Origin of the sequence: Streptomyces anulatus (assembly GCF_014650675.1) — a bacterium.
Classification (GTDB): Bacteria; Actinomycetota; Actinomycetes; order Streptomycetales; family Streptomycetaceae; genus Streptomyces; species Streptomyces anulatus.
Window position 1 is genome coordinate 115975 of the sequence record NZ_BMVK01000018.1, and the last position, 26156, is coordinate 142130.

The 26156-nt window shown below is 72.1% G+C and carries 20 protein-coding genes; 17 read left to right on the forward strand and 3 right to left on the reverse strand.

Annotation, left to right across the window (positions count from 1 at the left end; genetic code table 11):
* The first annotated feature begins 110 nt into the window (after positions 1–110).
* The 4 genes from IE272_RS32105 to IE272_RS32120 all read left to right on the forward strand — a co-directional run bounded on the left by IE272_RS32105 (position 111) and on the right by IE272_RS32120 (position 6980).
* Complete coding sequence (locus IE272_RS32105; protein ID WP_190009255.1) at positions 111–4400, forward strand: discoidin domain-containing protein; 4290 nt, start codon at positions 111–113, stop codon at positions 4398–4400.
* 124 nt (positions 4401–4524) lie between these two features.
* The gene (locus IE272_RS32110; RefSeq protein WP_050362639.1) at positions 4525–5532 is read left to right on the forward strand and encodes a LacI family DNA-binding transcriptional regulator; all 1008 of its coding nucleotides are present in this window, start codon (positions 4525–4527) and stop codon (positions 5530–5532) included.
* Between the two features lie 45 nt (positions 5533–5577).
* A complete protein-coding gene (locus IE272_RS32115; protein ID WP_056700221.1) occupies positions 5578–5895 on the forward strand; it encodes a cupin domain-containing protein in 318 nt (105 codons plus the stop codon).
* Positions 5896–6056: 161 nt separating this feature from the next.
* On the forward strand, positions 6057–6980 hold the full coding sequence (locus IE272_RS32120) for a YihY/virulence factor BrkB family protein (protein ID WP_190009257.1): 924 nt from the start codon (positions 6057–6059) through the stop codon (positions 6978–6980).
* Here IE272_RS32120 and IE272_RS32125 read toward each other — a convergent pair.
* The gene (locus IE272_RS32125; RefSeq protein ID WP_073960398.1) at positions 6958–7968 is read right to left on the reverse strand and encodes a zinc-binding dehydrogenase; all 1011 of its coding nucleotides are present in this window, start codon (positions 7966–7968) and stop codon (positions 6958–6960) included. The two genes, IE272_RS32120 and IE272_RS32125, sit on opposite strands and share 23 nt — an antisense overlap.
* 106 nt (positions 7969–8074) lie before the next feature.
* On the opposite strand from IE272_RS32125, the gene IE272_RS32130 reads away from it, so the two are divergent.
* Positions 8075–8680, forward strand: a complete 606-nt coding sequence (locus IE272_RS32130; protein ID WP_098892398.1) for a TetR-like C-terminal domain-containing protein — start codon at positions 8075–8077, stop codon at positions 8678–8680.
* 70 nt (positions 8681–8750) lie between these two features.
* Here IE272_RS32130 and IE272_RS32135 read toward each other — a convergent pair whose 3' ends face one another.
* A complete protein-coding gene (locus IE272_RS32135; protein ID WP_056700229.1) occupies positions 8751–9599 on the reverse strand; it encodes a M12 family metallo-peptidase in 849 nt (282 codons plus the stop codon).
* Between the two features lie 229 nt (positions 9600–9828).
* Here IE272_RS32135 and IE272_RS32140 point away from each other — a divergent pair, with 229 nt between their 5' ends.
* Positions 9829–10701, forward strand: a complete 873-nt coding sequence (locus IE272_RS32140; RefSeq protein ID WP_190009258.1) for a substrate-binding domain-containing protein — start codon at positions 9829–9831, stop codon at positions 10699–10701.
* A 25-nt stretch (positions 10702–10726) separates the two neighbouring features.
* Here IE272_RS32140 and IE272_RS32145 read toward each other — a convergent pair whose 3' ends face one another.
* Positions 10727–11152 carry a nuclear transport factor 2 family protein gene (locus tag IE272_RS32145; RefSeq protein ID WP_057661154.1) on the reverse strand — a complete coding sequence of 142 codons (426 nt, stop codon included), beginning with the start codon at positions 11150–11152 and terminating at the stop codon, positions 10727–10729.
* Positions 11153–11301: 149 nt separating this feature from the next.
* On the opposite strand from IE272_RS32145, the gene IE272_RS32150 reads away from it, so the two are divergent.
* The 11 genes from IE272_RS32150 (at position 11302) to IE272_RS39170 (ending at position 26152) form a co-directional block, all read left to right on the forward strand.
* A complete protein-coding gene (locus tag IE272_RS32150) occupies positions 11302–11871 on the forward strand; it encodes a PadR family transcriptional regulator (protein WP_050362632.1) in 570 nt (189 codons plus the stop codon).
* Between the two features lie 90 nt (positions 11872–11961).
* On the forward strand, positions 11962–12639 hold the full coding sequence (locus IE272_RS32155; protein WP_073960400.1) for a winged helix-turn-helix domain-containing protein: 678 nt from the start codon (positions 11962–11964) through the stop codon (positions 12637–12639).
* The gene (locus IE272_RS32160; RefSeq protein ID WP_190009260.1) at positions 12636–14015 is read left to right on the forward strand and encodes an MFS transporter; all 1380 of its coding nucleotides are present in this window, start codon (positions 12636–12638) and stop codon (positions 14013–14015) included. Before IE272_RS32155 ends, IE272_RS32160 begins: the two co-directional genes overlap by 4 nt.
* 136 nt (positions 14016–14151) lie before the next feature.
* Entirely contained in the window at positions 14152–15168 is a 1017-nt protein-coding gene (locus IE272_RS32165; RefSeq protein WP_229897871.1) for a LacI family DNA-binding transcriptional regulator, read from the forward strand.
* 69 nt (positions 15169–15237) lie between these two features.
* Positions 15238–16920, forward strand: a complete 1683-nt coding sequence (locus IE272_RS32170; protein WP_057661148.1) for an ABC transporter substrate-binding protein — start codon at positions 15238–15240, stop codon at positions 16918–16920.
* Between the two features lie 81 nt (positions 16921–17001).
* Positions 17002–17979 carry an ABC transporter permease gene (locus IE272_RS32175; RefSeq protein ID WP_050362628.1) on the forward strand — a complete coding sequence of 326 codons (978 nt, stop codon included), beginning with the start codon at positions 17002–17004 and terminating at the stop codon, positions 17977–17979.
* A 25-nt stretch (positions 17980–18004) separates the two neighbouring features.
* On the forward strand, positions 18005–19015 hold the full coding sequence (locus IE272_RS32180; RefSeq protein WP_050362626.1) for an ABC transporter permease: 1011 nt from the start codon (positions 18005–18007) through the stop codon (positions 19013–19015).
* A 3-nt stretch (positions 19016–19018) separates the two neighbouring features.
* Positions 19019–19981, forward strand: a complete 963-nt coding sequence (locus tag IE272_RS32185; RefSeq protein ID WP_073960404.1) for an ABC transporter ATP-binding protein — start codon at positions 19019–19021, stop codon at positions 19979–19981.
* Entirely contained in the window at positions 19978–21015 is a 1038-nt protein-coding gene (locus IE272_RS32190; protein WP_050362623.1) for an ATP-binding cassette domain-containing protein, read from the forward strand. The genes IE272_RS32185 and IE272_RS32190 overlap by 4 nt, the downstream gene beginning before the upstream one ends.
* 2 nt (positions 21016–21017) lie before the next feature.
* Positions 21018–22532: a glycoside hydrolase family 32 protein gene (locus IE272_RS32195; protein ID WP_190009262.1), complete on the forward strand. Its 1515-nt coding sequence runs from the start codon at positions 21018–21020 to the stop codon at positions 22530–22532.
* A 53-nt stretch (positions 22533–22585) separates the two neighbouring features.
* A complete protein-coding gene (locus IE272_RS39170; RefSeq protein WP_190009265.1) occupies positions 22586–26152 on the forward strand; it encodes a glycoside hydrolase family 32 protein in 3567 nt (1188 codons plus the stop codon).
* The last annotated feature ends 4 nt before the right edge of the window (positions 26153–26156 follow it).

Genomic DNA, 26156 nt, shown 5'->3' on the forward strand with positions numbered 1-26156 from the left:
GGCACAACGCAAAACAGGCCGCAGCGCATGCAGAAACTCGTGTTCCCTGGCTGCGGTCACAGAGCCGCGCCCTCGACGCGCCCTGCGCCGAGGCCGAAGATCGGGGAGCTATGAGAGCCCAACGCTGGAGATGGCGGGCGATATCCGCCTTGGTCGCGACCAGTCTTCTGATGATCGGCGTACCGTCGCTCGCCGCTGCGGCGGCCGACGGCCCCAACCTCGCCGCGGGCCGGGCCGCGGCCGCGAGCAGCGCCCATGCCGAGTACGGCGCGTCCAACATCACCGACGGCAACCGGTCCACGTACTGGGAGAGCGCGGGAGGCGGACTCCCCCAGTGGGTCCAGACCGACCTGGGGGAGGGCGCCCGGGTCGACGAGGTGAGGCTGACGCTCCCGGCGGGCTGGGAGACCCGTACCCAGACGCTGTCCCTCCAGGGCAGCGCGGACGGCACCAGCTTCGCGACCCTGAAGAACTCCGCGACGTACACCTTCGCCCCGGGGGCGGCGAACGAGGTCACCATCGCGTTCCCGGCCACCCTGGCCCGCTTCGTCCGGGTCGACATCACCGCCAACACCGGCTGGTCCGCCGCCCAGCTCTCCGAGCTGGAGGTCCGGGGCGCCGGGGATTCCTCGGCCGACCTCGCGGCAGGCAAGGCCCTCACCGCCAGCAGCAGCAACGGCTCCCGGACCCCGGCCGACGCCAACGACGGCAACCGGGACAGCTACTGGGCGAGCCGCGACGACCAGTTCCCGCAGTGGATCCAGGCGGACCTGGGCGCGTCGCTCGGCGTGGACCGGGTGGTCCTGCGCCTGCCCGACGGCTGGGCCGCGCGCAGCCAGACCCTGAAGCTCCAGGGCAGCGCCAACGGCACCGACTTCACCGACCTCACCGCGTCCAGGGCCTACCGCTTCGACGCGGCGGGCGGACAGTCGGCGACGATCACCTTCGACGCGACGACCACCCGGTACGTCCGCGTCCTGGTCACCGCCAACACCGGTGCGCAGGCAGCCCAGTTGGCCGAACTGGAGGTCTACGGACCCACCACCGGCGACACGCGAGCCCCGACCGCGCCGACGAGCCTCGCGTTCACCGAGCCCGCCACCGGGCAGATCCGGCTGACCTGGAAAGCCTCGACGGACGACAAGGGCGTCGCCGGCTACGACGTCTACGCGAACAACACCCTGCTCACCAGCGTCGCGGGCGACGTCACCACGTACACCGACACCCGGCCGGCCGGGCAGCGCGTCAGCTACTTCGTCCGCGCCAAGGACGCGGCGGGCAACGTCTCGGCCAACAGCAACACCGTCACCCGCAACGGGGACACCGGCGACACCCAGGCGCCCACCGCCCCCTCCGCCCTGGCGTACACCGAGCCGTCCAGCGGCTCGGTCAAGCTGACGTGGCAGGCGTCCACCGACAACAGGGGCGTCACGGGCTACGACGTCTACGCCGACAACGTGCTGCGCGGCAGCGTCGCGGGCGACGTACTGACGTACACCGACGCCCAGCCCGCTTCCACCACGGTCAGCTACGTCGTGCGGGCCAAGGACGCGGCGGGCAACGTCTCCGGCGACAGCAACACCGTCACCCGCAACGGGCAGAGCGGCTCCGCCTCCAACCTCGCCGTGAACAAGCCGATCACCGCCTCCTCCGTGGTCCACACCTTCGTCGCGGAGAACGCCAACGACAACAGCGCCTCCACCTACTGGGAGGGCGCGGGCGGCAGTTACCCGAACACCCTCACCGTGAAGCTCGGCTCCAACGCCGACACCGAGAACGTCGTCGTCAAGCTCAACCCCGACAGCAGCTGGGGTCCGCGCACCCAGCGGATCGAGGTCCTCGGCCGGGAACAGAGCTCCTCGTCGTTCAACTCCCTCGTCGCGGCGAAGGATTACGCCTTCGCCCCCGCGTCCGGCAACACGGTGACCATCCCGGTCTCCGCACGCGTCGCCGACGTCCAGCTGAAGTTCACCGCCAACAGCGGCTCCGGGGCCGGTCAGGTCGCGGAGTTCCAGGTCCTCGGCGCTCCGGCGGCCAACCCGGACCTCCAGGTCACCGGCATCACCTCCGCCCCCGCCGCACCGGTAGAGACGGACGAGGTCACCCTGACCGCGATCGTCCGCAACGCCGGCGCGCTCGCCGCCCCGGCGAGCAAGGTCGAGCTGCGCCTCGGGGGCACCAAGGTCGCCACCGCTTCGGTCGGCGCCCTCGCCTCGGGCGCCTCCACCCAGGTCAGCGCCTCCATCGGGGCCCGGAACGCGGGCAGTTACCCGCTGAGCGCGGTCGCCGATCCGGCGGGCGAGATCATCGAGCAGAACGAGACCAACAACACCTACACCAGCGCCTCCCCGCTGGTCGTGAAGCCGGTCTCCAGCTCCGACCTGGTGGCCTCGGCGGTCACCACCTCACCCTCGGCCGCGTCCGAGGGCGAGACGGTCACCTTCTCCGTCGCCCTCAAGAACCAGGGCACGGTGGCCTCGGCTGCCGGCGCCCACGGCATCACCCTGACGCTCGTCGACAGCAAGGGCGCCACGGTGAAGACCCTCACCGGCAGCCACACCGGGGCCATCGCGGCGGGAGCCACCACCGCGCCGGTCCCCCTGGGCACCTGGACCGCCGCCAACGGCTCGTACACCGTACGGACCGTGATCGCGGCCGACGCCAACGAACTCCCGGTCAAGCGCGAGAACAACACCTCCAGCCAGGCGCTCTTCGTCGGACGCGGCGCGAACATGCCGTACGACATGTACGAGGCGGAGGACGGCGCGACCGGCGGCGGGGCGAAGGTCGTCGGCCCGAACCGGACCGTCGGCGACGTCGCGGGCGAGGCCTCGGGGCGCAAGGCCGTGACCCTCGACCAGACCGGCGACTACGTCGAGCTCACCACCCGGGCCGCCACCAACACCCTGGTCACCCGGTTCTCCATCCCCGACGCCCCGGGCGGCGGCGGTATCGACTCCACCCTGAACGTCTACGTGGACGGCGTCCTCCTCAAGGCGATCGACCTCACCTCCAAGTACGCCTGGCTGTACGGGAACGAGACCGCTCCCGGCAACTCCCCGGGCTCCGGGGCGCCCCGTCACATCTACGACGAGGCGAACATGATGCTGGGCACGACCGTCCCGGCCGGGTCGAAGATCCGGCTCCAGAAGGACAGCGCCAACACCACCACGTACGCGATCGACTTCGTCAACCTGGAGCAGGTCGCCCCGGTCGCCAACCCGAACCCCGCCACGTACACCGTGCCGGCCGGGTTCACCCACCAGGACGTCCAGAACGCCCTGGACAAGGTCCGCATGGACACCACCGGCACCCTCGTGGGCGTCTACCTCCCGGCGGGGCAGTACAGCACGGCCAGTAAGTTCCAGGTCTACGGCAAGGCCGTCAAGGTGGTCGGCGCGGGCCCCTGGTACACCCGCTTCAACGCCCCCTCCACCCAGGACAACACCGATGTCGGCTTCCGGGCCGAGGCCAGTGCCAAGGGGTCCTCGTTCGCGAACTTCGCGTACTTCGGCAACTACACGTCCCGGATCGACGGGCCGGGCAAGGTGTTCGACTTCTCCAACGTGTCGGACATCGTGATCGACAACATCTGGAACGAGCACATGGTGTGCCTCTACTGGGGCGCCAACACCGACAGCGTGACCATCAAGAACTCCCGGATCCGCAACATGTTCGCCGACGGCGTCAACATGACCAACGGGTCCACCGACAACCTCGTGACCAACAACGAGGCACGGGCCACCGGCGACGACAGCTTCGCGCTCTTCTCGGCGATCGACGCCGGGGGAGCGGACATGAAGAACAACGTCTACGAGAACCTGACCTCGATCCTCACCTGGCGCGCGGCGGGCGTCGCCGTCTACGGCGGGTACGACAACACCTTCCGCAACATCCACATCGCCGACACCCTGGTCTATTCCGGGATCACGGTCAGCTCATTGGACTTCGGCTATCCGATGAACGGGTTCGGGACCGGACCGACGACGATCGAGAACGTCTCGATCGTGCGCGCGGGCGGTCACTTCTGGGGATCGCAGACCTTCCCCGGCATCTGGCTGTTCTCGGCGTCCAAGGTGTTCCAGGGCATCCGCATCAACAACGTGGACATCGTCGATCCCACCTACAGCGGGATCATGTTCCAGACGAACTACGTCGGCGGACAGCCCCAGTTCCCGATCAAGGACACCGTGCTGACCGACGTCTCCGTCTCGGGTGCGCGCAAGAGCGGTGACGCCTTCGACGCCAAGTCCGGGTTCGGGCTGTGGGCCAACGAGATGCCGGAGGCCGGGCAGGGGCCGGCCGTCGGCGAGGTCACCTTCAACGGCCTGAAGCTCAGCGACAACGCCCAGGACATCAAGAACACCACCTCCACCTTCAAGATCGTCAACAACCCGTAGCCCGGGGGAGAGGCCGCGTCGAGCGGCAAGGGGGCGCTTCCCGATGACGGGGAAGCGCCCTTCTTGCGTGCAAGCTTTGCATGGATAAGTCAATTGTTTGCGTTGCTTACGCTAGTCTTGCGGCATGACGCGACGACTTGCTCAGGTAGCCAAGAAGGTTGGGGTCAGCGAGGCCACGGTGAGCCGGGTGCTCAACGGCAAGCCCGGGGTCTCCCGGACCACCCGGCAGTCCGTGCTGACGGCCCTGGACGTCCTCGGCTACGAGCGGCCCACCCAACTCCGGGGCGAGCGCGCCCGGCTCGTCGGCCTCGTCCTGCCCGAACTGCAGAACCCGATCTTCCCCGCCTTCGCCGAGGTGATCGGCGGCGCCCTCGCCCAGCAGGGGCTCACCCCCGTCCTGTGCACCCAGACCAAGGGCGGAGTCTCCGAGGCGGACTACGTGGACCTCCTGCTCCAGCAGCAGGTCTCCGGGGTGGTCTTCGCCGGCGGTCTGTTCGCGCAGGCCGACGAGGCCCATGAGCACTACCACCGGCTCGCCGAACGCCGCATCCCCGTCGTGCTGATCAACGCCCCCATAGAAGGCCTGGACTTCCCCTGCGTCTCCTGCGACGACGCCGTCGCGATCGAGCGGGCCTGGCGCCACCTGGCCTCCCTCGGCCACGAGCGCATCGGCGTGGTGATGGGCCCCTCCGACCATGTGCCCTCCCGCCGTAAGCTCGCGGCCGCCCGGTCCGTCGCGGCGGCCACCGGCGGGGAGCTGGCCGAGGAGCACGTCGAGCGCTCGATGTTCTCCCTGGAGGGCGGGCAGGCCGCGGCGTCCCGGCTGCTGGAGCGGGGAGTCACCGGCATCGTCTGTGCCAGCGATCCCCTGGCGCTCGGCGCTGTGCGGGCGGCCCGCAGGCGCGGTCTGCGGGTGCCTTCGGACATCTCCGTCGTCGGCTACGACGACTCGGCGTTCATGAACTGCACCGAACCCCCGCTCACCACGATCCGCCAGCCCATCGAGGCCATGGGCCGGGCCGCCGTCGAACTGCTCTGCGCGGGCATCCAGGGCGGCTCGGTCCCTCCGGACGAGCTGCTGTTCGAGCCGGAGCTGGTGGTGCGGGGCTCCACCGCGAAGGCGCCCCGCTGAATCCCGCGGATCGCGGCGCTGTCACGGCTGCGGCACAGTGGGCACATGGACGACCTCAACGCACTCGCCGAGGAACACCTGACCGCCGCCCGCGCCTCCGCGCACGGCCGCAGCGCCCACCTCGTGCTCCAGCAGCCCCCCTTGCGGCAGACGGTGATCGCCCTCACCGAGGGGACGGCGCTCGACGAGCACAACGCGCCGCCCGCCGCCTCGCTCCTCGTCCTGCGCGGCAGCGTCCGTCTCACCGCCGCCTCCGGGGACGCCGAGCTGCCGTCCGGGGTCCTGCACCCGATCCCGCAGGAACGGCACGGGCTGCTGGCGCTCCAGGACGCCGTGGTCCTGCTCACGGCCGTCAACGACTGACCACCGGGCGCACGGGGCTCGCCGGCCGACGCGCGGCACCGGCCGGGGAGGGGTGTGCTTCGGCCGGGACGTGGCAGGAGAGGATCGAGCAGAGTAACCGCGTCCGGAAACGGACAGGTCACGCCGCCCACCGCGTCCGCCCACGTCCCCGGAGTACCAGCTTGCCCACCCAGACCGCGTCCGCCGCGGAAAGCACCGCCCCCGCCGCCCTGCCCCGCCGCTGGGGCACCGCCCTGCGGCGTACGCCGGTCTCGCTGTGGAACGACGACGTCACCGACTGGGCCGCCGCCCTGACGTACTACGCCATCCTCGCCCTGCTCCCGGCGCTCCTGGTCACCGTCTCCGTGATCGGGCTGGCCAACCCCGGCGCGACCGGCGCCCTGATCGCCGACATCACCGCGTTCGCCCCGGCCGAGTCCGGTGACGCGCTGCGCAGGCCGTTGGAGGCGGCGACCGAACAGCGCTCCGCCGTCTGGCTGCTCGTCGCCACCGGGTCCGTGAGTGCCGTCTGGTCCGCGTGCAGCTACCTCGCGGTCTTCCGCCGGGCGATGCACGCCATGCACGGCGTCCGGGACACGCGCCCGCCCCTGCGGCAGGCGCACATCATCGTCGTCTCCGCGATCGGCCTGCTCCTCCTGCTGATGACCAGCGCCTTCGCCATCGTCATGACCGGCCCGCTGGCCCGCTGGCTGGGTCGCCGCATCGGCCTGCCGCACGAGGGGGAGACCCTGTGGGCGGCGCTGAAGTGGCCGCTGCTGGTCCTCCTCGTGGCCTGCCTGATCATGGTCCTCTTCAGTACCGGCCCCCGCTCCGCGCGCGGTGTCCGCCGGGGACTGCCCGGCGGGATCCTCGCCGCGTTCTGCTGGCTCACCGCGTCGGCGCTGTTCGCTCTCTACGCGACCCAGGTCGGCAGCTACAGCAGGCTGTACGGGTCGCTCGCCGGGCTCGTCGTCTTCCTCATCTGGGTCTGGTTCGCCAACCTCTCGCTGCTGGCCGGAGCCCAGTTCAACGTGGAGCTCCGGCGGCCCGAGCCGGAGTCCGACGCCCGCGGCGGGGAGCCCGTCACGGCCGCAGAACGATCCTGACCGGGTCGCCCTCCTTGGTCTCCATCCGCCGCACGGCCGACGCCGCCTCCTCCAGAGGCAGGACATCGGTGATCGACCGGGCGAAGTCCAGCCGGCCGCCCTCGGCGAGCCGGACGAGCTGCGCCACATGGTGTCCCTCCGAGCCGTAGTGGCCCAGGATCCGGTGCTGGAGGTAGCTGAACAGGGTGCCGCGGGCGACGGTCAGCGGCTGGTCGGTCAACCCCACCAGCACCAGCCGCCCCTTCGGGGCCAGCGTGGCCAGCGCCTGTTCGCGGACCGGGGGGACCCCGGCGAAGTCGAACGCCGCCTCCAGGCCCACGCCGCCCGTCGCCCCGAGCACCTTCTCGCGGAACAGCGGATCGGCGGGGTCCAGTGCCAGGTCGGCCCCGAACTCCAGAGCCCGCCGCCGGGCCGCCGGGGCGGGGTCCACCGCGACGACCGGGTGCGCGCCCACCGCCCGCAGCACCTGCACGGCGTGCGCGCCGAGCCCGCCCGCGCCCCAGACGCCCACGGCCTCCGCGGCCCGGACGTCGCCGGTGGCGGTCACCGCCGCCCAGGGAGTCGAGACCGCGTCCGGGATGATCGCCGCCTGCTCGAAGGGGAGCGAGTCGGGCAGGGCGACGAGGGTCGACGCGGTGGCGAGGGCGTACTCGGCCCAGCCGCCGTCGTAGTCGACGCCACGGGTGTGCGTCCGGCCCCGGCGCTGCTCGCCAGCCTGGAGCACCACCCTCGTGCCGGGCGACCAGCCGGTGACGTCCGGACCCGGCTCCGCCACGGTCCCGGCCACCTCGTGGCCCAGGGTGACCGTGTCCCCCTCCAGGTACATCGGGCTCAGGGTGCCGTCGACGAGGTGCACGTCCGAGAGGCACACGCCCGCCGCCTCCACCTTCACCAGTACTTCGCCGGGACCGGGCACGGGCCTGTCCACCTCCTCCACGGCGAGGGTGCGGCTGGGCAGGTGCAGACGCGCTGCGCGCATGCGTTCCATGACGGGTCCTTACGGTTCGGATCGGCGGCCTATCGCAAGTCGCCTTGCTTTGAAACGTAAGCCCGGCCTGCCGGTAAAGCAAGTAGCCTTGCGATACGGTTCGGGGGTGACCACCGAGAAGACCCCCGCGCCGCTGCGCCGCCGGGGCGAACGCATGCGGCAGGCCGTCCTGGCGGCCACCGTCGGCCTGCTCACGTCGGAAGGGCTCACCGGTACCACGGTCGCCGCGGTCGCCCGGGCGGCGGGGGTGCACGAGACCTCCGTGTACCGGCGGTGGAAGACCCGTGAGAACCTGCTGCTGGACGCCCTCGGCTCGCACGCCGACGAGGCCCTGCCCGCGCCCGACACGGGGGACGTGCGCCAGGACCTGACCCAGCTGATGTCGGCGGTCTCGGACTATCTCGCCTCGCCGCAGGGTGCGGCCCTCCTCCACCTCGGCGCGTCCCCCGACGCGGGATCCGTCGAGGCGGAGCGCCTGCCGTACTGGGACGCCCGGCTGGAGCGGGGCGAGGACATCGTGCGGCGCGGTGTCGAGCGCGGCGAGCTGGCCCCGGACACCGATGCCCGGCTGGTCGCCGAGACCCTGGCGGGGCCGTTGTTCGCCCGGGTCCTGCTGACCGGGGCGCCGCTGGACAGGGGGCTCGCGCGCCGGATCGTGGACCTGACGCTGGACGGCGCGCGCCCCCGTGGCGGCGGCGGCGCCGACGGGTGAAGCACCCCGGAAAGCGTCACGCGCCCGGGAGGCTCCGCGTACGACGGGACGCCCCGGGGGGGCGGCCGGGTCAGCGCTTGTCGCGGTATCCGGCGACGATCGGCAGGGTCTCGCGCAGCACCCGTACGCCGTCGTTGTCCGCGTCGCCCAGCCGCCGGCCCTTCCACGTCTCCGTCGCGCTGGAGAACCGGCTGATCCGCCGGCAGTGGTCCCCGCACGCGGAGCGGTACGCCATGATCGTGTAGTGCTTGCCGTCCTCGGTGATCCAGCCGGTGTTGTACGGACGGTTCCGGCTCACGCTCATCGAGCCGTCCGTGTCGCCCGCCAGCGTCGTACGGTCGTGGGCGAGGCCCAGATTGTGGCCGATCTCGTGGCTCGCCGAATCCAGGCCGATGCCGTCGGCCTCGACGACCGCGTAGGCGTACTCGTCCGTGGAACCGTCGAGCGCGGGCGTGTAGTCCGCCGTGCCGCCGCCCCGCTCCACCCGGTCCACGACGAGCGTGACCAGATCGGCGCCGTACCGCGCCCGCTGTTCGTGCACCTGGCGTCCGAGCCCGGCAGAGTGGTCCTTGAGGACGGTGTGCGCGGCGCGGAACTCCTCCGAGCCCTCGTACCCGGTCGCCGTGTACGGGTGGACGACCCGGATGGCGCCGCAGAGCCCGCCCGCCGCCAGTGACCGGTTCATCCGCGTGGCGATCTGCTGGGCCGACGAGGGCACCCGGTGCTCGCCGCCGACCCGCTTCGCCGCCTTCGGTGTGTAGACGGCCAGCACATCGACCACCGGGCACCGTTCCGCTCCCGCCGCTTCCGCCGACGGACGGGCCGCGGCCCCGGCCGTGGCCGGGGCGTCCGCCGAGGCCGCACAGAGCGATGCGCCGACGCCGACGGCCAGGGCTGCCTTCAAAAGGGTCGCGCGCATGGGGGGAGTTGGCTCCGTCCGGATGAGGGCCGGCCGAGAGCGCCGCCCCGGTGACTGAGGGTCCCTCATTTCTAACATTCCGTGACGCCGACCGCCCTTCGTGCCCGAAACCGGTTGACGGCCGTTTGTTCCCTGGCCGGAGGGGTGTGGCGGCGAGGAGGTGGGCAGGTACACGTGTACGAACTCGCACGAATGGAACGGCAGTCGGCGGCAGAGGGGCGTGTGTGACGTGACGGAGCAGAGCGAATGGCGGTTCTCCGACGACCGGGGTCAGCAGTCGACGGCGTCCCGGACGCCCGAGCGGGTGCTGGCCTATGTCCAGGCCGGGGCCACCCTGTGGGACCTCGGAATACGGCCGGTGGGGATCTTCGGCTCCGACCACGACGGACCGGACCCCGACACGGCGAAGACCGGGACCCTGCCGCTGGGCGAGGTCGCGTACGTCGGTGCGGGCGCGGCCCTGGACGTCGAGCGGCTGCTGAGCACCGGGCCGGACCTCGTGGTGGCCGTCAGCTACGGCGGCGGTCATGTCTACGGGCTGACCCCCGAGACGGCCAAGCCCCTGGAGGAGCGGGTCCCGGTGGTCGTCCTCGACGTCAGCCAGGCCCGTACGTTCGGTGAGATCGGCGACCGGTTCGCCGAACTGGCCCGCTCGCTCGGTGCCACGGCCCGGCCGGGCGCGGACCGGGATCTGGACGCCGCCCGGGAGCGGCTGCGCTCCGTGGTCGCCGTCACGTCCGGCGACGCGCCCCGGGTGCTCGCCCTCTCCCCGGCAGGCCAGGACCAGGCGCATGTCGCGCGCCCCAGGATGTGGCCCGAGCTGCGCGTGCTCACCGAGCTGGGCGTCCAGGTCGTGGAGCCGGCCGAGGGCCCCGGGGCCAACTGGTCCACGCAGAGCCGCTCCGACACCTTCGCGCTGCGCCCCGAGGTGATCCTGACCGACATCCGCGCCCACGCGGCCCCGCTGGAAGAGCTGCGGGGGAGCGAGGGCGCGCCGACGCCCGTCGTCCCGTGGAACCCCGAGCCCCTCTACGGGCCCCGCGACCACGCCCGGTTCCTGGGCCTGGTCGCGGACGCCCTGGAGGCGGCGCGGGCGCGCTGATCGCGAGCACCGCCGCCGAGCGCCGTTACGGGGCGGGGACGAGGCCGTCGGCGACCAGGCCGGCGAGCACCGCCTCGCCCAGCGCCTGGACGGCGGACTGCGGGCGCACCATCACGGTGAACTCCTTGATGCGCCCGTCGTCGTCCAGGTGCAGCAGATCGATGCCGTGGATCTCCCGGCCGCCGACCGTCGCCCGGAAGAGCAGGACCGCCGACGGGGCCTCGGTCCCGTCGGCGCTCGTCTGCGAGGCGCCCGCGAACTCACCGACGTAACGGAAGTCCTCGAAGGTGCGCAGCAGGACGCCGAAGAGGCCCAGCACCATCGGCCTGCCCTCGAACGGGGTGAACTTCACCGGGCTGTACAGCCGGATGTCCTCGGTGAACAGATCGTCCAGGGCGCCGAGGTCGCGACGGTCGACGGCGGCGCGGAAACGGTCCACTGCGGTGGTCATGTGTCCTCCTTGATGAGGTGCGTCCTCGCTGAGGGGCGCTGCATAGTCATGAAAGTGACTAGTCAGTTTCATGACTATCATGAGGGTCGGTGTTCCGGACAGGGGTGGGCGGGGATGTGCCCGGCCGCCGCGGAGAGGGAGGCGGTCCGATGGCGTTGCGCCACGCGGTGCTGGCGGCGCTGCTCGACGAGGAGTTGAGCGGCTATCAGGTGACGAAGGCGTTCGCGGCGGGCGTCGCGAACTTCTGGCACGCCCTGCCGCAGCAGGTCTACGCGGAGCTGGCCAGGCTGGAGAAGGAGGGACTGGTCGCGGGGCGCGAGGTCGTCCAGGAGGCGCGCCCCAACAAGCGGCTGTTCCACGTCACCGGCGAGGGGCTGGCCGAACTGGAGAGCTTCGCCTCCACCGCGGCCAAGCCCTCGTTCCTCCGGGAGGACCTGCTGGTCCAGGTCCAGGCCGCCGATCATCTCGACACCGACGTGCTGATCGAGCGGCTCACCGAACGGTTCGCGTTCGCCGAGGCCAAGGCCGCGCTGTTCGAGGAGCAGTTGCGCACGATGCGCGGGGGGTGCGACGAGGCGGAGTTCCTGCTCCGCGGCGCGCGCGTCGGCCCGTACCTCACCTGCCGGCGGGGACGGGACTTCGAACGGGCCAACCGTGACTGGTGCCGGGACGTGGTGGAGGTCCTCCGGGCGCGGCGGGAGGTCCGGGCCGAGTCCTGACGGGCGCCGCTCCGGGGTCCCGCCGGGTTTCCAAAAAATATTCTGCAAAAATACTTTGGGAAAGTGCTCCTTCCGTTCTACGCTGCGGTCATGGACAGCGAAGACGGTCGTCGCGTACTCGATCCGGCGCAGGACGGGGCCGCCCTGAAGGCCCTCACCCACCCCCTCCGCCTCACCCTGCTCGGACTGCTGCGACAGCACGGCCCGGCCACCGCCAGCGAGCTCGCGGCGAGGACGGGGGAGTCCTCGGCCTCCACCAGCTACCACCTGCGGGTGCTCGCCAAATACGCGTTCGTCACCGAGGCCGAACACCGCGACAGCCGGGAACGGCGCTGGAAGTCCGTGCACGACATGACCTCGTGGAGCAATGAGGCGATGCGCCGCAGCCCCGGCGGCAGCACGATCCTCAACGTCCTGCACCGCCGCCAGATCGAGCACCTCCAGCGGTCGCTCGACCGCCACGAGGCGGACCTGGAGAGCGGCCGGCTGGGCCAGGAGTGGCAGGAGCCGTCGGGCGTCAGTGACTCGATGCCCCGGCTGACCCCGGAGTCCCTCGCCGAGCTGTGGGAGGTGCTCCGGGCGAAGACGGACGAGCTGACCGCCCGCGATGCCGGGGACCCCCGCGCCGAACAGGTCGTCCTGTTCACCGCGGGACTGCCGCTGGCCCCGGATCCGGTGGCCGGTCAGGGCGGCGCGGACGCCTCCGCCGGACCCGACGCGACCGACGCCGGAGCCCCGGACGCCCCCGCTGCCGGAGACGCCTCGTGACCGGCGGGCCGGCGCTCGCCGCCCTTGCTCCGGGGCACGGTCCGGACGGGGCGACCGCGCGTCGCCGGTTCGTCACGGTCTCCTTTCTCTTCTGGTTCCCCATCGGCATGTCCATCGCGACGGGAGTGCTGCTCTTCACCGAGCGCGGTATGGGCCTCGCCGCCATCGCCGGCTTCTACGCCGTGCACTCCCTCACGGCCGCCGCGATGGAACTGCCCACCGGCGGCCTCTCCGACGTCATCGGGCGGCGCCCCGTCCTGGCCATCGCCGGGCTGCTCAACCTGGCCGCCTTCACCCTCATCGGCCTCGGCGCTGCGGGCTGGGCCATCGCGCTCGGCATGGGCCTGATGGGTCTGGCCCGCGCCCTGTCCAGCGGGCCCGCCGAGGCCTGGTACGTCGACACCGTTCACGCCCACGCGGGGCCCGACGCCGATCTGCGTACGGGGCTGGCGCGCGGCAGCTCCGCCACCTCGGCCGCCCTCGCGCTCGGCACCCTGCTCGGCGGCGGGCTCCCCTGGCTGCTCGGGCTCGCCCCGGGCCTGGGGGAGTGGCTCACCGATACGACCGGCGGGCTCGTCATCCCGCTCTCCGTGCCCGCCCTGCTCGGGGCGCTGGTCGAGATCGTCTTCGTGCTCTACGTGCTGAGCGCCCTGACCGAACCGCCCCGGCCCCGGACCGGTGTACGAGGCGTCGTGGGCGGCGTGCCCGCCGCCGTCGCCGCCGGTCTCCGGCTCGGCGCCCGGGACGCCCTGATCCGGCGCATCCTGCTGACCGCGAGCGCCGCCGGCGCCGCGCTCGCGGCCGTCGAACTGCTCACCCCGGGCCGGGCAGCCACCCTCATGGGAACGGCCGAATCCGGGGCCCTGGTCTTCGCCGGGCTCGCCTGCGCCGGATTCCTGTGCTCCGCCCTCGGCAGCCAACTCGCCCCGCTCGTCGCCCGGTTCGCCGGCAGCAGTGAGCGCGCGGTGCTCGTCAGCCTCGGGCTGGTGACGCTGGGGCTGACCCTGCTCGGCGTCACCGCGCACGCGATGAGCGCCCTCGCCACGACGGTCGCCGTCACCGGCTACGGGCTGGTGTACCTGGGCCTCGGAGCCGCGGGCCCCAACGAGAACGACCTGCTGCACCGCCGGGTCGACGCCTCGGGCCGGGCCACCGCCCTCTCCGTCCAGTCGCTCTCCCTGCAGCTGGTCGCCGCCGGCGCCGGACTGGGCGCCGGCGCCCTGCCGCCGGGCCCGCTGCCCTGGCTGCTGGCCGCCACGGCCGTGCTGGCCGGAGCCCTCCTCTGGCTCCGCCGGGCCGCCCCCGCGAAGCCGCTCCCGGACCCCGTACAGCGTACGGAGGCGGACGGTTCCGCAACGATGTCGGCGCATCCGTAGGAACCCCTGTCCGGCAGACCTCTTGACACCGCTGGTCCATCGCTCGTAATTTGCCTGCAACATCGTACTAACGCGCGTTACTAAAGCGCGTAACCAGGAACGGTCCGCCGCCGGCGGGGCGCAGAGGGTAGGCAAAGTGGCCAGCAGCAGCGCGCGTCGGGTGACGATGAGCGATGTCGCCACCCGCGCGGGGGTCTCGCGCACCACGGTCTCGTTCGTCCTCAACGGGCGGGCCGACGCCGCCATCCCGGAGGAGACCCGGGCCCGGATCCGCGCGGCCATCGCGGAGCTGGGCTACCGGCCGAACGCCGGGGCGCGGGCGCTCGCCGCCAAGCGCAGCGAGTGGTACGGGCTCATCACCGAGATCGTCACCGCCCCCTTCGCGGTCGACGTGATCAAGGGTGCGCAGGACCGGGCCTGGGCGGACGGGAAGTTCCTGCTCATCACGGCGGGCGACAGCGACCCCGCCATGGAGGCCGCCGCCTTCGACAAGCTCCTGGAGCAGCGGGCCGAGGGACTCCTGTACGCCACCACCTGGCACCGGGCCGTCACCCTGCCGCCCGCCGCCCGCGAGGTCCCGGTCGTCCTGGTGAACTGCTTCGACGCCCGGGGCGCCCTGCCCTCGGTGGTCCCCGACGAGGTCGCGGGCGGCCGCACCGCGACCCGGCGGCTCATCGAGGCGGGCCACCGGCGGATCGGGTTCATCAACCTGGACGCGGGCATTCCGGCGGCCGTCGGCCGCCGCCAGGGTTACGAGCAGGCGCTGCGCGAGGCCGGCCTCCCCGTCGACGAGGGCCTCATCGCCCCGGGGCACGCCACCGCCGACGCCGGATACACCGCCGCCCGCGCCCTGCTGGACCGCCCCGACCGGCCCACCGCGCTGTTCTGCGGCAACGACCGCACGGCCATGGGCGCCTACGACGCCATCAAGGAACGCGGACTGCGCATCCCGGACGACATCGCCGTCATCGGCTTCGACAACCAGGAACTCATCGCCGCCTACCTGCGGCCCGGCCTCACCACGGTCGCCCTGCCGTTCGAACTCATGGGGGCGAAAGGCGTCGACATGCTCGGCGCTCTCACAGCGGGCGAGCCGCTCGACACCACACAGGTGAAGGTCGACTGCCCGCTGATCGAACGCTCGTCGGTCTGACTGCGAATCAGCCCGACGGGAATCCTCACCCGTCTTCGGCCTATGTGAAGAGAGAGAAGAGACCTCATTATGTCATCGTCGATACGTGTCCGGCGCGCCCGGAGAGCATCCCTGCTCGCCACCGCCGCCGCCACGGCCCTGCTGCTCTCCGGCTGCAGCGGCGCCGGGGCGTCCGGTGCGGCGGACACCTCCGGCAAGCAGCTCCTCACCATTCCCCGTGAGGACTTCGCCACCTTCACCCGCAACTTCAACCCGTTCGCCCCCGGCCAGGTGGTCGCACCGCTCACCAGCCAGGCCGTCTACGAGGCGATGCTCGTCTACAACCCCGCCGACGGGAAGACCACCCCGTGGCTGGCGACCTCCTGGGAGACCGCGCCCGACGGGAAGACCCTCACCTTCACCCTGCGCCCCGGCGTCAAGTGGTCCGACGGCAAGCCGCTGACCGCCGAGGACGTGGCGTACACCTTCGCCCTCCAGAAGAAGCTGCTCGGCGGCTACGAGTACCTGGAGTCGGCGCGGGCGGAAGGGGCGGGCAAAGTCGTCTTCACGCTCAACAAGCCCTACTCGCCGGGCGTGTTCGAGCTGGGCAAGCAGATCATCGTGCCCAAGCACGTGTGGGAGAAGGTGAAGGACCCGGCGAAGGAGACCAACCCCGACCCGGTCGGCACCGGCCCGTACACCCAGGTCGCCGCCTTCCAGAGCCAGTCCTACGAGCTGCGGAGGAACCCCGAGTACTGGCAGCCGGACAAGCAGGCCGTCGAAGGCATCCGGGTCCTCGGCTTCTCCGGGAACGACAGCGCCAACCTCGCCTTCGTCAACGGAGAGGCGGACTGGACGCAGTCCTTCATCCCCGACGTCGCCAAGAGCTTCGTCGCCAAGAACCCCGAGCACAACAAGTACTGGTACCCGCGCACCGGTTCGCTGGTCGAGTGGACGATGAACACCACCAGGGCCCCCTTCGACGACGTGGCGGTACGCAAGGCCCTCAGCCGGGCCGTCGACCGCGAGAGCGTCACGAAGGTCGGCATGAACGGCTACACCGAACCCGCCGACTGCACCGGCCTGTCCGGTGGTTACGACAAGTGGCGCGACACGTCCCTCGCGAAGTCCTGCACCTGGACGAAGCACGACGCGGCCGCCGCGGGCAAGGCACTGGACGCCGCCGGATACCGGAAGGGCGAGGACGGCAGGCGCACCCTCAAGAACGGCAAGCCGTTCGCCTTCGACATCTCGGTGGGATCGGCCTCCTCCGACTGGCTCTCCGTCGCCAACATCATCAAGCAGAACCTCGCGGACATCGGCGTCACCGCCACCGTGAAATCCCCCGACTGGGCAGCGGTCGTGAGCGGATACGAGACCGGCGACTACGACACCGGCATCGTCTGGAGCGACAACGGGGCCACCCCGTACCAGTTCTACCGCAACACGCTGGGCACCGGATCGGTCAAGCCCGTCGGCACCCGTGCGCTGAACAACTACCACCGGTTCGGGACGAAGAAGGCCGACGCGCTGCTCGACACGTTCGCCGCCTCCTCCGACGAGGCGGGCCAGCGCGAGCAGATCGACGCCCTCCAGCGGCTCTTCGACGAGCAGGCGCCCGTGGTACCGCTCTTCCCCGGCCCGGAGTGGGGCTCGTACACGGACACCCGGTTCACCGGCTGGCCCACCGAGGACAACCCCTACGCCACGCTCACCAACCGGGGCGACACGACCGTCCTCGTCCTGACGAGCCTGAAGCCCGTCAAGCGCTGACCCCACCCCCGTCACCCGGTGGTCCCGCCCGGCACACCTTCCGGCGGGGCCGCCGGCCCCTCACACACAGAGAGGGACCCCGTGCGTTACCTCCTGCGCAACCTGGGCTTCTACCTGCTGGCCTTCTGGGCCTCCATCACCCTCAACTTCCTGCTCCCGCGCCTCATGCCGGGCGACCCCGTCTCCCGGATGTTCGCCCGCTCGCAGAGCCGGATGCAGCCGGAGCAGATCGAACAGATCCGCCGGCTCTTCGGGCTGGACGACCGCCCGATGTGGCGGCAGTACATCGACTACATCGGTGACGTCTGCACCGGGAACATGGGCATCTCCCTGTCCCGCTTCCCGACCCCCGTCTCCGAGGTCATCGCCTCCCAGATCGGCTGGACCCTCCTCCTCGGCGGCACCGCGCTGGTCATCGCCGTCGTCATCGGCAACCTGCTCGGTATCCTCGCCGCCTGGCGGCGGGGCGGCGTCCTGGACTCGGTCTTCCCGCCGCTGCTGGTCTTCGCCGGTTCGTTCCCGTACTTCTGGCTCGCCATGGGCGCGCTCTACCTGTTCGGCATGGTGCTCGGCTGGTTCCCGCTGCGGCACGCCTTCGACGTCGGGCTGAGCCCCGAGCTGTCCTGGAAGTTCATCTCCAACGCCTCCTCCCACCTCGTGCTCCCCGCCCTCACCATCGTCCTGGTGTCGGTCGGCGGCTGGATGCTCGGCATGCGCAACACGATGATCGCCACCGCGGCCGAGGACTACATCACCATGGCCGAGGCCAAGGGCCTCTCCACCGGCCGGATCATGTTCCGCTACGCCGCCCGCAACGCGATGCTCCCCTCGGTCACCAACTTCGGCATGGCGCTCGGCTTCGTCGTCGGCGGCGCACTGCTCACCGAGGTCGTCTTCGCCTACCCCGGGGTCGGCTTCCAACTGCTCGCGGCGGTCCAGGGCCTGGACTACCCGCTGATGCAGGGGATCTTCCTCACCATCACCGCCGCCGTCCTGGTCGCCAACTTCCTCGTCGACCTCGTCTACGTCCGACTCGACCCGCGCGTGCGCGTCCGCTGAGCGGCTGAGAAGGAGAAGACCCCTCATGAGTGTCCTCGACCCCCGAGCGACCCCCGCCGCACCGGCCGCCCCACCCGACGGCACGCCGCCCGCGCCGAGGCGCGGCCGGACCGGACTGTTCCGCGCCCTGCTCGCCAACCGGAAGGCCCTGTTCGGTGCGGCCGTCCTCGTGGTGTTCGCGCTCCTCGCGGCCCTGGCCCCGGTGATCGCCCCCGGCGACCCCTCGAAGATCAACAGCACCGGCGCATCGGAGCCCTCCGCCGCCCACCCGTTCGGCACCACCGCCAAGGGGCAGGACGTCCTCGCCCTGACGCTCTGGGGCGCCCGCAGCTCCCTGCTCGTCGGCTTCTCGGTCGGGCTCGCCGCCACCGCGCTCGCCGTGCTCGTCGGCATGGCGGCCGCCTACTTCGGCCGGATCACCGACGACCTGCTGTCCCTGATCACCAATGTGTTCCTGCTGGTCCCCGGCGTACCGCTGCTGGTGATCCTCGCCGCGTTCATGCCGCCCGGGACCACCACCGTCATCCTGGTCCTGGTGATCACCGGCTGGGCGGGCTCCGCCCGGGTGCTCCGCGCCCAGGCCAAGTCGATCCGGGGCAAGGACTTCGTCGCCGCCGCCGTCGTGTCGGGCGAACGCCCGCTGCGGATCATGTTCCGGGAGATCCTCCCCAACATGGCCTCGGTCGTCATGACGACCCTGCTCGGCTGTGTCATCTTCGGCATCGGCGCCCAGGCCGGCCTGGAGTTCCTCGGCCTCGGCGACGCCTCCGTCGTCAGCTGGGGCACCAACCTCTACTGGGCCGGCAACGACGGCGCCCTGATGACCGGCGCCTGGTGGGTCTTCGTCCCCTCCGGCCTCTGCATCGCCCTGGTCGCCTTCGCCCTTGCGATGGCCAACTACGCCGTCGACGAGATCACCAACCCCCGACTGCGCGCCCGCCGTACCAAGGCCCCGGCCGTCACCGAGGCCCGGGCCGTCACCGAAGTACGGGCCGCCGCCACCGAGGCCCCGGCCGTCAACCGGAAGGAGAGCTGAACCATGACCTCGTCCTTCGACGGACCCGTACTGGACGTGCGGAACCTGCGGGTCGCGTACGGCGGCGACGGCCGCAGCGTGCTGGGCGCCGACGACGTCTCCTTCTCCATCGGACCCGGTGAGGTCTTCGGCCTCGCCGGGGAGTCCGGCTGCGGCAAGTCGACCGTCGCCAACGCGATCATGCGGCTGCTGAAGCCCCCCGCGGTCATCACCGGTTCCGTGAGCTTCAAGGGCCGCGACGTCCTCGCCATGGACCCCCGTGAACTGCGCGCCTTCCGCTGGCGCGAGATCGCCATGGTCTTCCAGTCCGCGATGAACTCCCTCAACCCGGTCCTCACCGTCGGTGAGCAGATCGGTGACATCTTCACCACCCACGAGAAGCTCAAGAAGCGCCACGCCAGGGCCCGTTCCGGCGAGCTCCTCGAACTCGTCGGCATCGACCCCGCCCGGCTGAAGTCCTATCCCCACCAGCTCTCCGGCGGGATGCGCCAGCGCGTCGTCATTGCGATGGCCGTCGCCCTGAAGCCCTCGCTCCTCATCATGGACGAGCCGACCACCGCCCTGGACGTCGTCGTCCAGCAGGAGATCATGGCGCAGATCGGGGACCTCCGGCGCGAGCTGGGCTTCTCCGTCCTGTTCATCACCCACGACATGTCGCTGATGATCGAACTCTCCCACCGCATGGGCGTGATGTACGGCGGACGACTCGTCGAACTCGCCCCCGCCAAGGCGCTGTTCGCCGAGCCCCTGCACCCGTACACCCAGGCCCTGATGGGCGCCTTCCCGCCGCTCACCGGCCCCCGCGTCCACCTCTCGGGACTCTCCGACGCCCCCAGGACCGCCGGCGGCTGCGGCTTCCACGCCGTCTGCCCCGACGACCGGTCCGACTGCTCGCACCACATCCCCGACCTGCGCGAGGTGGCCGAGGGCCGCTTCGTCGCCCGTACCGCCGGAGGCCCGCGATGACGCCCCAGGCGCCCGCCACCACCGCCACCCGCCCGCCCGTGATGAGCGTGCGCGGCCTCACCAAGGACTTCACCTCCGGAGGGCTCTTCTCCCGAGCGCGCCACCGGGCCCTGAACGCCGTCGACCTCGACATCCCGCACGGGCGGATCGTCGCCCTCGTGGGGGAGTCCGGCAGCGGGAAGTCCACCCTGGCCCGCTGCCTGGCCCGCCTGGAGCAGCCCACCCGGGGAGAGATCCGCCTCGACGGACAGGATGTGCTGAGGACCCAGAAGCGCGGCGCGTCCCGGGCCTACCGAGGCGCGGTCCAGATGGTCTTCCAGGACCCCTTCGGTTCCCTCAACCCCGTCCACCGCGTCGAACACTTCCTGCGCCGCCCCCTGCTGCTGCACGGGAAACCGGCCCAGGAGAGCGACCTGCGCGCCCTGATGACCACCGTCGGACTCGACGCCGACATGCTCCAGTCCTACCCGCACGAACTCTCCGGAGGACAGCGCCAGCGCGTCGCCGTGGCCCGGGCCCTGGCCGTCGACCCCCGACTCGTCCTCGCCGACGAACCGACCTCCATGCTCGACGTCTCCGTACGCGTCGGCATCCTCAACCTGATGCGCCGGCTCCGCGACGAGCGCTCCATCTCCATGCTCTACATCACCCACGACCTCGCCTCGGCCCGCTACGTCGCCGACACGATCCAGGTGCTGTTCGCCGGGGAACTCGTCGAGGGCGGTGACTCGCTCGCCCTGATGGACCGGCCCGCCCACCCCTACACCCAGCTCCTGCTCTCCGCCGTACCCGACCCGGAACGCACCGAGCCCTACGACCCGGTACGGCGGGCCGCCCTGCGCGCCGCCGTCCTCACCCCCGAGTCCTGCCCGTACACGGCCGAGGGAACGTGCAGCCGCACCACCCCCGTACGCCATGTCATCGGCGAGGACGACGGCGAACCGCACTGGGTGCGCTGCCACCTCTACGCCCCCGCCACCCCCACCGCGCGCCGCGTCCTGACGGCAGCGGTCCCGGAAACCGAGAACGGCTGACCATGACCCACGACCTCACCCTGCCCCGCGCCCGCCACCAGGACGCGCCGCAGGGCCTGGCCGAGCGTGCCGTGCTCGATCCGCACCGGCCCCGCTTCCACTTCACCGCCCCCGGCGGCTGGCTCAACGACCCCAACGGGCTGACCCACCGGGACGGCGTCTACCACCTCTTCTACCAGTACAACCCGCTCGCCGCCGCCCACCACCGCATCCACTGGGGCCACGCCACCAGCCATGACCTCGTCACCTGGACCGACGAACCCGTGGCCCTGGTCCCCGGCGCCGAGGGCCCCGACCGCGACGGCTGCTGGTCCGGCGTCCTCGTCGACGACGGCGGCACACCCACGCTCGTCTACTCCGGCCGGCACGGCGACCGCGAACTCCCCTGCGTGGCGACCGGATCGCCCGATCTGCGCACCTGGCGCAAGGACCCGGCCAACCCGGTGATCACCGCCCCGCCGCCGGGCGATCTCACCGCCTTCCGCGACCACTGCGTCTGGCGGGAGGGCGGACTCTGGCGGCACCTGGTCGGCTCCGGCATCCGGGGCGAGGGCGGCACCGCCTTCCTCTACGAGTCCGAGGACCTGCGCACCTGGCGCTACGTCGGCCCGCTGCTGACCGGCGACGCGTCCACCGGCACCGCCGCCGACCCCGACTGGACCGGCACCATGTGGGAGTGCGTCGACCTCTTCCGGGTCGACGGCGCCGACATCCTCGCCTTCTCCGCCTGGGACGAGGGAACCACCCACCACCCCCTCTACTGGACCGGCCGCTACGAGGGCGACGCCTTCACCCCGGACCGGCTGCACCGCCTCGACTACGGCGGCCGCTACTTCTACGCACCCCAGTCCACCCGGGACGACCGCGGCCGCCGCATCATGTTCGGCTGGCTCCAGGAGGGACGCGACGAGGACGCCGCGGCGGAGGCCGGCTGGTGCGGCGTGATGTCACTGCCCCGCGTCGTCACACTCGCCGCCGACGGGAGCCTGGCCCACGCCCCGGTTCCCGAACTGACCCGGCTGCGCCGTGAGTCGGTCCGCACCGGCCCGGTCACCGTCGCGGACGGCGTCTACGCCGGACTCGACGCCGTACGCGGCGACCAGCTCGACATCGAGGCCACCCTGCGCCTCGCCCCCGGCACCGCCGCCCGCGTCACCGTCCGCGCCTCCGGCGACGGGTCCGAGCGCACCGTCGTCGAAGTGGCCCGTGCGCGGGACGGCGCCGGCGCGCTGCGCCTGCACCGCGAGTCCAGCAGCCTCGATCCCACCGTCGACACCGAACCCCGTTACGGAGAAATCCCGTTGACCGGGGACGGCGAGGTCGACCTGCGCATCCTCGTCGACCACTCGGCACTGGAGATCTTCGCCGGGGGCCGGGCCCTGACCGCCCGGATCTACCCCACCCTGCCCGACGCCCTCGGCGTGGGCATCGAGGCGGTCGGCGAGATCGCCGTGGAACGGTTCGACGCCTGGCAGATGGCCGCGATCTTTGACGGACCGCGCCCGCTCTGGCCCTGAACGGTCCTAGGGCCTGTCGGGTGACAGGCTCCACCCCCTCTGAGGAGACGACGATGTCCATCTCTCGGCGCGCGCTCATCTCGACCGCAGGACTGACCCTGTTGACCCCCCTGCCCCTCATCGGCCGGGCCGTCGCCGCGACAGGCGCGGCCGCAACCGCCCCGGACCCGGCGGCTGTCCCCATTCCCGATCCGCTCGCGCTGAGCGGCAGTTGGACCCGCGAGGCCGACGGCGGCCAGCGCGCTGCCGCCACCGCCGGCCGGCCCGCTCTCGCTCTGTCCGAGCAGCGCGTCGGAGCCGTCGGCCGCTACACGGCCCAGGTCACCGTCGACCCCGGCGCGACCGCGGCACTCGTCGTGCGAGCGGCCCCCGACGGCACCGCCGGGTACGCGGCAGCCCTGGAGCCGGGGACCGGACGCGTCAGGCTCCACGACCTCGCCACCGGCCGCGACCTCGCCCCGCCGGCCCGCGCCGACCTCCGCACCGGCGCCGCCCACCGGCTCGCCGTCGTCACCGACGGCCCCCTGCTCACCGTCGAACTCGACGGAGCCCAGGTCCTCACCGCCCGCGACACCGCCCACACCCACGGCGTCGTCGGCCTCCGCGTCACCGGCGCCACCGCCGCCTTCGGCCCGCCCGCCGTCACCGAGGTCGTCACCACGACGGCCACCGGCTGGCGCACCCACGGCGGAACCTGGGACGCCACCGCCCTCGGCTGGCACGTCCGGCCCGAGCCGGGCGACGGCTGCCGGGCCGTCGCGGAGACCCGGGCGCACGACACCGAGTACCGCGCCGACCTCCAGATCCACGACCCCGACACCACGGCGACGCTCCTCCTGCGGACCGACGCGGCGGGTACCACCGGGTACGGCATCCAGGTCCAACCACACCTGAACCGGCTGCGGTTGTACCGTATCGACGGCGACGTCACCCTCGGCTCCCACGAAACCACCGTCGAGCCGGGCCGGGTCTACCGCCTGCTCGTCCGGGCCGACGGGCCCGAGCTGCGGGTGCGCTGGCAGAGCGACTTCATCGCCCCCGACGGCTACGCCCCGGTCATCACCGCGACCGACACCGCCCACGCAGCCGGCCGCTTCGGCGTCGCGGTCACCGGCGGCGCGGCCTCCTTCGAGAACCTCGCCCTGACCGACCTGGTCACGGACCTCGACGGCTGGACCACCGCATCGGGCACCTGGACCCCCGACCTGCGCGGCATCCGCGCCGAAGGCCCCGCAGCCCTGCGCACCGCCCCCTTCGCCTCCGGCGACATCCTGCTGAGCGCCGACCTCCGCCCGGCGGGCGCCACGGCCGTGGGCCTGGTCGTGCGCGCGGACGGCCGGGGGAGGGGTGGCTACGAGGCCCGGATCGACGCCACCGGGGTATCCCTGCTGGACCGCGCGGCCGGCGCCGTGCTCACCCGAGCCGCCCTCCCCGTACGCCCGTTCAAGGCGAGGAGCACCTACAGGACCGAGGTGCGGGCGCTCGGCCGGAACCTCGCCGTGACGGTGGACGGCGTCCCCGTGCTGGAGGCCACCGTCACCCGCACCACGGGCACGACGACGGCCCTGACCGCGACCGGCGGGACCGCGCACTTCCAGGAGGTCCGCGCCCGCACGCCGCAGAACTGGTTCACCGACCCCCACCGCCCGGGCCACCACTACACCCAGCTCGCCTCGCACACCAGTGACCCCAACGGACTCGTCCACCACGAGGGGGAGTACCACCTCTTCCACCAGGACTCCGGCGAGTGGGCGCACGCCGTCTCCACCGACCTCCTGCACTGGCGCCACCTACCCGTCGCGCTGCCCGTCTCCGACCACGGCCACACCTGGTCCGGGTCCTGCGTGGCGGACACCGACGACACCAGCGGGCTCTTCGGCGGCGGCAGCGGACTGATCGCCTACTACACCAGCTACCACCCGGACAAACCCGGCGGCAACCAGTGCGTGCGCGTCGCGTTCAGCAAGGACCGGGGGCGCTCCTGGGAATGGCACGGGCCCGACCCCGTGGTCCCCAACCCCGGTGGACCGGACGGCAACTGGGACTTCCGTGACCCGAAGGTGGTCCGCGACGAGGAGCACGGCCAGTGGGTGATGACGGTCTCCGGCGGCGACCACATCCGCTTCTTCACCTCCACCGACCTCCTCACCTGGGACCACCGCTCCTCCTTCGGCTACGGCGACTGGGTGACCGGTGGGGTCTGGGAATGCCCGGACTTCTTCCCGCTGCCCCTCGACGGCGACGCCGCACAGGTGCGCTGGGTGCTGGCGATCTCCACGGGCGCCGTCCGCCGCACCGACGGGTCGGCCGCCGAATACTTCCTCGGCGACTGGGACGGCGCCGCCTTCACCACCACCAACACCCCGGGCACCCCGCTGCGCGCCGAGGCGGGCCGCGACTACTACGCCGCCATGACCTTCGCCGGCCTGCCGGACGGCAGGCGCGTGCAGCTCGCCTGGCTCAGCAACTGGGACTACCCCTTCAGCGCTCCCACCGGGGAGTGGAACGGCCAGCTGGGGCTTCCTCGCGAACTGACCCTGTCCGGCTTGGGACTTCTCCAGCGGCCGGCCCCCGAGACCCGCGCCCTGCGCAGGGACCGGACCCGTATCGAGGACGTCACCGTCGGCCCGGGCTCCCCCGACCCCCTCGCCGGGATGCGCGGCCGCTCCTACGAGATCGAGGCGGAGATCGCCCTGCCCGCGTCCGGCGCGGCCACCGAGTTCGGCCTCCGGCTCCGTACGAACCGGACCCGGCACACCACGATCGGCTACGACACCGGAGCGGGGGAACTCTTCGTGGACCGGACGGCGAGCGGCCCGGCGGACTTCACCGAACACTTCGCGGGCCGCAGCTCCGCACCCCTGCCGCTCACCGAGGCCGACGGCGAACGGCGCCTGCGCGTGCACCTGTTCATGGACACCAGCGCCGTCGAGGTCTTCGGCGGCGACGGCCGGGTCACCCTCACCAGCCTGCTCCTGCCGGAACCGGACGCCCAGGGCATGTCCTTCTACGCCACCGGGGGCGCCGCCCGCATCGTCACCCTCGACGTGCACCGGCTGGCGGACGTCTTCCGTGTCACCGACCGCGACCCGGACCGCCCGGCACCGCCGGCCCCGGGGGAGTTCCGCACCAGCGGCCTCGGTGCGCTCACCGTCCTCCCGGCCGGCCGCTGGACCACCACCGGGGCTGGCAGGACCGGCCACTTCGACCGGGACTCGACCGTGCTCTCCAGCACCGAGTACGGCGACTTCGAGCTGACCACGCTCGTCCGGTTCGGCGGCCCCGGCCCGGCGGACGGCGGCGCCGGCTCGGTCCTGCTGCGGGCCTCCGCCGACGCGGCGGACGGCTACGCGGTCAACCTGGACCCGAACCTGCGCACCGTCCGGCTCTTCCGCCGGGACGCCGGGCGGAGCACGGTCCTCGCCGAGGTACCCCTGCTCGTCCGGGGCGGGACCACGCTGCCGCTGCGCATCCGCGCCCGCTCCACCCGTATCGAGGTGCTCGTCGGCGACCGTACGGTCTTCGACACCACCGACGGAACCCATCGGCGGGGCAGGATCGGTCTGAATGTGTTCGGAGGCCGCGCCGCCTACCAGGACACCCACGTCACGGCACTCTAGGAGA